The organism is Rhizobacter sp. (assembly GCA_021153565.1).
GTDB lineage: Bacteria > Pseudomonadota > Gammaproteobacteria > Burkholderiales > Burkholderiaceae_C > Albitalea.
Window position 1 is genome coordinate 1 of sequence record JAJKJU010000271.1, and the last position, 7,840, is coordinate 7,840.

At 62.3% G+C, this 7,840-nt stretch carries 4 protein-coding genes; 2 read left to right on the forward strand and 2 right to left on the reverse strand.

Translation table 11 applies throughout. From position 1 onward, the window contains the following. Window positions 1-536: 536 nt before the first annotated feature. Complete coding sequence (locus AC30NL_RS17460) at window positions 537-2,321, reverse strand: feruloyl-CoA synthase (RefSeq protein ID WP_489465263.1); 1,785 nt, start codon at window positions 2,319-2,321, stop codon at window positions 537-539. Window positions 2,322-2,530: 209 nt separating this feature from the next. Beyond that, the gene (locus AC30NL_RS17465) at window positions 2,531-5,056 is read right to left on the reverse strand and encodes a GspE/PulE family protein (protein WP_489465264.1); all 2,526 of its coding nucleotides are present in this window, start codon (window positions 5,054-5,056) and stop codon (window positions 2,531-2,533) included. A gap of 440 nt (window positions 5,057-5,496) precedes the next feature. On the opposite strand from AC30NL_RS17465, the gene AC30NL_RS17470 reads away from it, so the two are divergent. Together AC30NL_RS17470 and AC30NL_RS17475 are read left to right on the forward strand one after the other, a co-directional pair. Further along, window positions 5,497-6,933: a diguanylate cyclase domain-containing protein gene (locus AC30NL_RS17470; RefSeq protein ID WP_489465265.1), complete on the forward strand. Its 1,437-nt coding sequence runs from the start codon at window positions 5,497-5,499 to the stop codon at window positions 6,931-6,933. Between the two features lie 220 nt (window positions 6,934-7,153). Continuing rightward, window positions 7,154-7,828, forward strand: coding sequence for a carbonic anhydrase (locus tag AC30NL_RS17475; RefSeq protein WP_489465266.1), 675 nt, complete (start codon window positions 7,154-7,156; stop codon window positions 7,826-7,828). The last annotated feature ends 12 nt before the right edge of the window (window positions 7,829-7,840 follow it).

The window sequence follows — 7,840 nt, forward strand, 5'->3', positions numbered from 1 at the left end:
GGAGCCGAAATGCGTTACTTCGAAGCGGGCCACAGCGAACTGGCCTGCATTGCTCCCTCGCCCCTTCGGGGAGAGGGCTGGGGTGAGGGGCCTGGACCTGGGCCTGGGCCTGAGCCTGGGCCTGGGCCTCTGAGCAAACATGAACTTGTCATGCGTCAACCCCGCCTTCTTCAAACCTCGTAGGGGAAAACTTTGCTCCAACGGCCATCTTCCGCGTGTCCAGCGTACGTAAAGGTCAGCCTCTGGGGAGAGGTTGGGTGAGGGGCTGCGGTGATGGCAACCCATGGCTTTATTCACCGCCCACGGCCCTCAGAGGCTGAGAGTATTTCGATCATGCCCGCTCATCACGCCAAAAGCCCCCTGCTCGTCGTTGCAAATGCTCGCCATAGCCAAGCCATGGCTGCGCTTTGCGCCTAGATCAGGTGCCTTTTGACGTGCTGCTCGGACACGTTCGAAATACTCTCAGCCTCTCACCCCACCCCTCTCCCAGAGGGTCCCAGAGGGAGAGGGAGCGAAGACCTTGAAAGGGGTGTCACTCAAGACGCAAGAATGACTCCGGAGCCGCCCTCGTACAGCCTTTGCACGGTCGCCGCGCGCCGCCGCAGGACGGCCGATTGATTGATGTAGCCCTTGTCGGTGATCTCGCCGGCCGCCGCGCTGGGCGGCTCCTCAAGAACGAGTGCGCGCCGCGGCACTTGTGACGAGCCACCGCCCTGCGCATGGAAGGCCTTCAATGCGGACGAGATCTTTTCGGCCAGCGCATCGGCTGACATCGTGCTTGCCTGCGGAGACAGAAAGATCAGCGCCCCGACCTCGTCGCGGTCGTGGCCGGTGATGACCACGTCCTGGGCGAACGGCGCGAGTGCCGACACGACACGTAAGCGAAGCGTGCCGACTGACACCCATGTGCCCGTCGCGAGTTTGAAGTCCTCGGCAATTCGGCCATTGAATACCACTCCGTGCTCGGGGCTTTGTTCATCGGCCAGGAAGCCGGCGTCGCCGATGCAGTAATAGCCCTCGCCGTCGAAGGCCTGGGCCGTGAGATGCGGTGCATCGCGATAGCCGGGAAATACCGTCACACCGCGCACACGCATCTCGAGCTTGTCTGCGTTCGGTACGAACTTCAAGTCGACGCCCGGCAGGGGAAGTCCGATAACACCGGCCCGCTCCAGCTTCCAGTGGGCGCTCGTGACCGCCGGTGCGGTCTCCGTGGAACCCCAGGATGTCGTCAGCCACACGGGCTCGCCGCGCACGCGCAGGGCCAGTGCCTGCAGCCGATCCCAGGATGCCTGAGGCAATGCGGCCCCAGCGTAGAAGACCGCACGCAGCCGCGCGAAGAAACTGCGCGCCAGTGACTCGTCGGCTTCGAGGTGGGGCAGCAGCATGTCGATCCCGCGCGGCACATTGAGGTAGACCGTCGGCTGAATCTCGCAGACATTGCGCACCGACTTCTCAATCAGTCCCGGCGCGGGACGCCCTTCGTCGATGACGAGCGTGCCGCCATGGCGCAGCACCATGTTCAGGTTGTGATTGCCGCCGAAGGTGTGGCTCCAGGGCAGCCAATCGACGATCACCGGTTTCTCGCGCTCGAGAAAGAGCCAGGCCTGCGCGATCATCTGCTGGTTCGCGCACAGCATGCGGTGCGTGTTGATGACGACCTTCGGATGCCCCGTCGAACCGGAAGTCAGAAGGTACTTGGCATGGGTGTCGGGGCCTATCTCATGAAATGCCTGCATGACCATCGGACCTTCTTCCGTGCGCGAGAGGCTGTCGAAGGACAGCGCGCCGGCGTACGTCTGCGCGCCCTTGCTGAACACGACGACGGCCTTGAGCCCTGCGCTCGATAGCGGCGCCCCGTAGACCTCGGCGTCCGACGCGTAGACCAAGGCCGGTCCGAGCGTGTTGAGGATGCCGTGAATCGTCGAATGGTCTTTGGCGAGACGAGAATAGGCGCTCGACACCGTGCACACCGCTCGGCCGATGTGCATGCCCGCCAGCATGAGCAGCAAGTGGTCGATGCTGTTGTCCGAGACCACGACGATGGGCGCCTGTGGGGCGAGGTCCAGGTCAAGCAAGCCTTGAGCGATGCGGCCGACTTGGTCGAGCGCCTGCCGCCAGGTCAGCTCGCGCCAGCCGCCGTCGGGGTCACGTTCTGCGAAAGCCCGCGCATCCGGCGTTTCGGCTGCCCAGCGCTCCAGCCACTCGCCGACGCAGCGCGAGTACGGCTTCAACGGCTCGGGCGAGCGCAGCACGAAACTGCCGTCATCAAATGTGACCCGCACAGTTCGCGGGGGTGCGAGGAGCAAAGGATCGTCGAACATGCGGCTCCTTGTCTGGTTCAGCCAGAGTCAAGCTCTCAGAGGCTTCTCTCCGAGGCTGAGAGTATTTCGATCATGCCCGCTCATCACGCCAAAAGCCCCCTGCTCGTCGTTGCAAATGATCGCCATAGCCAGGCCATGGCTGCGGTTTGCGCCTAGATCAGGCGTCTTTTGACGTGCTGCTCGGACACGTTCGAAATACTCTCAGCCTCTCACGCGTTGCTGGTCGCGCGCACTTCCTCGATGGTCGTCTGCCCTGCGAGCACCTTCTCGATGCCGTCCTGGCGCAGCGTGCGCATGCCCTCGCGCAGCGCCGTCTCCTGCAGCGCCTCGGCGCGCGCACCGGTTTGCACCAGACGTCGAAGCTCGCGAGAAATGACCATCAGTTCGTGCAACCCGACGCGGCCTTTGAACCCGGTCTTGTCGCAGTGCGAGCAGCCAACACTCGCGTACATCTGCAACCGGCCATCGCGGCCGTGATGTTTCATCCAGTCGCGGCGCACCGCCTCGCGGTCAGTCGGCGCATCGCCGGCGCCGAAAGCATGCATGTAATCGGTCAGCAGTTCGTCCACCTCTGCTTCATTCGCCGCCCGGCTGGTGCAACAGTGTGAGCACAGCCTACGCACCAGGCGCTGCGCGAGCACGACCAGCAGCGAGTCGGCAAAGTTGAACGGGTCCATGCCCATGTCAAGCAGGCGTGTCACCGTTTCGGGTGCGCTGTTGGTGTGCAGCGTCGAGAGCACCAGATGGCCGGTGAGCGAGGCTTCGATCGCCATCTGGGCGGTCTCCTGATCGCGGATCTCGCCAACCATGATGACGTCCGGGTCGGCGCGCAGGAAAGCGCGCAGCGCCTTGGCGAAGGTCCAGTCGATGCGCGGATTGATCTGCACTTGGCGCAAGCCGGGCTGCGTGATCTCGATCGGATCTTCTGCAGTCCAGATCTTTCGCTCCGCCACGTTGACGTAACCGAGTGCCGAATGCAGCGTCGTCGTCTTGCCCGAGCCGGTCGGCCCCACACACAGCACCATGCCATAGGGCCGCTCGATCGCATGCTTGAGCTGTGCAAGGTTGTACTCCGACAGGCCAAGCCGATCCAGCGGAATCGGCTTGGCCGAGGCCAGGATGCGCATCACCACGTCCTCGAGGCCGTTGTTGGTCGGAATGGTTGCGACTCGAAGTTCGATGCGATGCTGTGGCGAGAACTTCGCGAAGTTGATCTTGCCGTCCTGCGGCTTGCGCTTCTCGCTGATGTCGAGGTCGCACATGATCTTGATGCGCGCGATGATTGCGCTGCGGTAGTTCGGCGGCAGTTCCAGGTAGGTGCGCAGCACCCCGTCCTTGCGAAAACGGATGCGGATCTTCTCGCGCCCCGGGTAACTTTCGACGTGGATGTCCGACACGCCTTCCTTGTGCGCCTCGAGGATCATCCTGTTGATCAGACGAACGAGCGAGTTGTCCGACTGCTCGATCACTGCATCGTCGTCAAAACGCTGCCCTTCCTTCTCCAGTGTTTCGACGAGTTTGTCAGTGCCCGTCAGGCTGAAGTCGATCGACTGCTGCGACTCCTTCGACGCGGCGCGGGTGCTCGATGCAGCGCCGATCTTGTCGTAGGCGGCGAACAGCACGCTGTCCATGTCGCGGCATTGCGCCAGAACCGGCACGACCTTCATCTGCGCACTGAACTCGACTTCTTCCACAGCACTGTGGCGCCTCGCAGGATCGTCCAGCGCCACCACCAGGCGCCCGGCGCGTATCAGCAAAGGCATCAGTTGCAGGCGCTGCGCGACGCTGAAGCTGAGCTTGCGCAGCGCCTCGGGCTCGACCGGAAACACATCCAGGTCGACCAGCGGATACCCCATCCTGCGTGCGAGTGCGGCCTGCAGATTCGCTTGCGTCACCACACCCATGCGCACCAGCACTTCACCCAGCGGCACGCTGCGATCGAGCTTCTGCTGCGCAAGCGCGTCGCTGAGCTGGCTCTCGCTGACCATGCCCAGCGAAATCAGCGCTTCGCCGATTCGCACCATGGGCATCCTGGCCTGGCGCTCGATCGCTTCGACCAATTGTTCCGGCGAGACGATGCGGCGCACCAGCAGAATGTCGCCCACCCTTTGCTCGCGCAGCTTGCGCTGCATGTCGATGGCCTCGTTGACATCATGCGAAGTGACGTGCCGCTGCTCGACGAGTACCTCGCCGATCCGCGGGCCGACCTCGAAGTGCTTGAACGCGTTGCGAGGCACGAACTGTCGCCGCACGCTGCCGTCGTCGCCAACTGGCGGAAACAAAAACAGGCCGAACTCGCTCTCCACGTAACCCACGGTCTCGCCATTCAGTTCGCTCCCGTCGTTCAGAACGACCCGGAAGCTCATGTGTACGCGATGCCCCAGGATGCCGGAATGCGGGTCGCCGGCTGGCAACTCCAACGGTGCCAGCGGCGTGACGAGCGTCAGCGTGCGGAACTGGTCGAAACGCAGGGGCAGCGTGGTGCGCGCCGGGGGAAACTGAACAAGCGCCACCTCTTCTTCCGGCACGAAAAAGGTCATGCGGGCGGATTCGCGCTTGTTGTTCAGGTCGACGATCTCACAGGCGAGAGGCTCGGTCTGCGCTGTCGCGAAAGGGAAACTCGCATAGGGCGGGTTCGGCCAGACGGCGTCCTCGCGGCCGATTTCGCCGGCGGCGACCACTGCCGCCTCGAACTGGGGTACCTCCCACTCCACGGGGCTCAACATTTCTGCCATCACAATCCTCGCTCATTTGGCGTAGGCCGCGCAACGGTGAAGGCGGATCGGAACTGGGCGCCACCGGAACACGAGCACGTTGCGCGAAAGGTCCAATGCTGCCTATGCTCACGGCATTCAGGGGGTTATAGGGTGGCGCCTTGTGGGCACACAAGCTGTAAGGACTGACAGTAAGGATTTGGCCCGGAATATGTTCCCGGTTTGGGGGCGCTGGGCGGGACGCGATGCAAGGCGCTCCGAGCGCCGTGTGGCGCGCCACACAAGTGAGGAGCAACGCCGCAGCGCGCCCGCCCAGCGCCCCCAAACCGGGAAATTGTTTCGGACCAAATCCTAAGGTCAATCAACCGGACGCGTGGCGACATCCGACTTCCCTCCCCATGGCCCAGCCTATGTCGAGTCTCATCCTGATCCCGCGAGACGATCCCAAGCAAGCAGTCAGGATGCGTCGCTTTTTCATGGCGGCGGGGACCAGCGTTCTCGTCATCGGCGTGCTCTTGGCCTGGCACCTGCTCGGGATGCTGAAACGAGGCCCGTTCGTCCTGATCTCTGTGCTCATCGTCTTTTGGATACTCGCGTTCTATGGGCTATTTCGCACCGGGTCGAATCGCAAGTGGGCGGATGCCAGCCTGACTCTGCCGCAGATGGCAGCATCTTCCCTCACCTTGCTGGGAGCCATGTACGCCGCAGACCGTGGGCGAGCAGTCTTCCTTCTGCTTCTCCTGATGGTGTTCATGTTCGGCGTGTTGCGCCTGAGAACCCGTGCGCTGCTCGTCTACACGGCCTGCATCGTGAGCGGTTATGCCGGCGTGATCGGCCTGTCGTGGCTGTTCAAGCGTGAGGCGCTCGATCTGCAACTCGAACTTCTGCAACTGCTCATTCTCGGCGTGACGATGCCCTGGTTTGCTCTGATGGGAGGCTACATCAGCGCGCTACGGGAGCAATTGAAGACTGCGTTGCGTACCGTGCGGGACCGCGAGCAAACGTTGGCGCAAGCGCAGCGCCTTGCGGGTATTGGAAGTTGGACGTACAACCCTGTGACCCGCGTCGCCGTGTGGTCAGCAGAGGCCTATCGCATATTCGGCGTCGATCCCAACGAGGCCCCCCTGGTTGGCGCTGCATTGCGTTCGATCGTTCATGCCGAAGACAAAAAGCGGTACATCCAAGTGGTCGAGAAATCGGCGCGCGACGGCAAGGACTTCGACTCCGAGTTCCGCATCGTGCTGCCCTCGGGAGTCATACGCTGGGTACACGCGATTGGGCAACCGACCGTCGATGACAAGGGACTGATGACGCTGCTGCGTGGCACGGTGATGGACATCACCGAACGCAAAGCATCGGAAGAGCAAATCCGCCAGCTTGCCCACTTCGATGCTCAGACCCGGCTTCCGAACCGGAACCTCCTGATGCAGCTTCTTCACCATGCGCTTGCAAAGACGCAACGCCTGGGAACACCACTCGCGGTTCTCTTCATCGATCTCGACGGATTCAAGAACGTCAATGACACTTTGGGGCATGAGGCAGGGGACTTCCTGTTGGCCGCTTTTGCTCAGCGGCTTGGCAATTGCCTGCGCAAGTCAGACACTGCAGCACGGTTGGGCGGTGATGAATTCATCGTAGTGCTCGACGATTTCGACGGCCCATCCGCCGTTCGTGCCATTGCAGAGCGGGTGTTGTTGGCCGCGTCAACTCCGTTTCAGGTGGAGAGCCACGAATGCATCGTTTCAGCCAGCTTGGGGGTCGCTATGTACCCACAAGCCGGAGCAGACGTCGATACGCTCATCAAGAATGCTGACAAGGCCATGTACTTTGCAAAACAGGCAGGCAGGAACAATTATCGATTTTGGGGAGAACCGACGGACGCCAGAAGCCAGACCTGACGGCGTGCCAAAGTTGTAGACAGAACCCTTGCGGCCCCCGATCTTGCGGTAGCACCAAATAGTCGGTTTACCCTTCGTTGCACAAGACTGTCTGCTTGTGGAACGTACCAACCAAGGCTATATTGCAACGCAGCAATTGTCTGGAAGCGCGCCGTAGCAACGCGCTCCAGAGACCCATCACCTTGTGCCGCTGCCGTTCGGTAGCGCTTTCAAAACAAACATGAACAAACCTAAGCGCATGCTTTTGGAAAACATCGCCTGGGCGGCGGAAACTGCCGAGAGCGACCCGGCATTCTTTGGCAGACTCGCTCAGGGACAGAGCCCGACGGTCCTGTGGATCGGCTGCTCGGATAGCCGCGTCCCGGCCGAAACAATCACGAACTCCAACCCCGGCAACCTGTTCGTTCATCGCAATATCGCCAATCTGTTCTGCGCCGAAGACGACAACATGATGAGCGTCCTCGAGTACGCGGTATGCGTGCTGAAAGTCGAGGACGTGATCGTCTGCGGCCACTACGGCTGCGGCGGTGTGCAAGCGTCTTTGTCGCCGACGTGCACCGGGCTTCCACATGTCGACCGTCGCATTGGCCCGCTGCGCTCGCTGGCGCATGCACATTGTGTTGAACTCAACGCCTTGCCTGCCGGAGAAGAGCGAATCAACCGCTTGGCCGAACTGAGCGTCCTCGAGCAGGTGCGCGCGTTGCGCCGCGTGCCGCTCGTGCGCGATGCCGAGCGGGTACCGCGCGTGCATGGCTGGATATTCGGCTTGCGAAACGGGCGCATCAAGGTGCTGTCATCAGGCGATCCGCGCGAAGCGGGAGAAGCCGCAGCTTCGACCGGGCATGTCGCCACTTGCGCCGAGAGCGAGTGCTGCCCCGAAGCCGCCAGCCTCTAGGACATGGCCCAA

Excerpts from the sequence above, each read along its gene's own strand:
- AC30NL_RS17460 (WP_489465263.1), bottom strand. The coding sequence starts at position 2,321 with ATGTTCGACGATCCTTTGCTCCTCGCACCCCCGCGAACTGTGCGGGTC.
- AC30NL_RS17465 (WP_489465264.1), bottom strand. The coding sequence starts at position 5,056 with ATGGCAGAAATGTTGAGCCCCGTGGAGTGGGAGGTACCCCAGTTCGAG.
- AC30NL_RS17470 (WP_489465265.1), top strand. The coding sequence starts at position 5,497 with ATGCGTCGCTTTTTCATGGCGGCGGGGACCAGCGTTCTCGTCATCGGC.
- AC30NL_RS17475 (WP_489465266.1), top strand. The coding sequence starts at position 7,154 with ATGAACAAACCTAAGCGCATGCTTTTGGAAAACATCGCCTGGGCGGCG.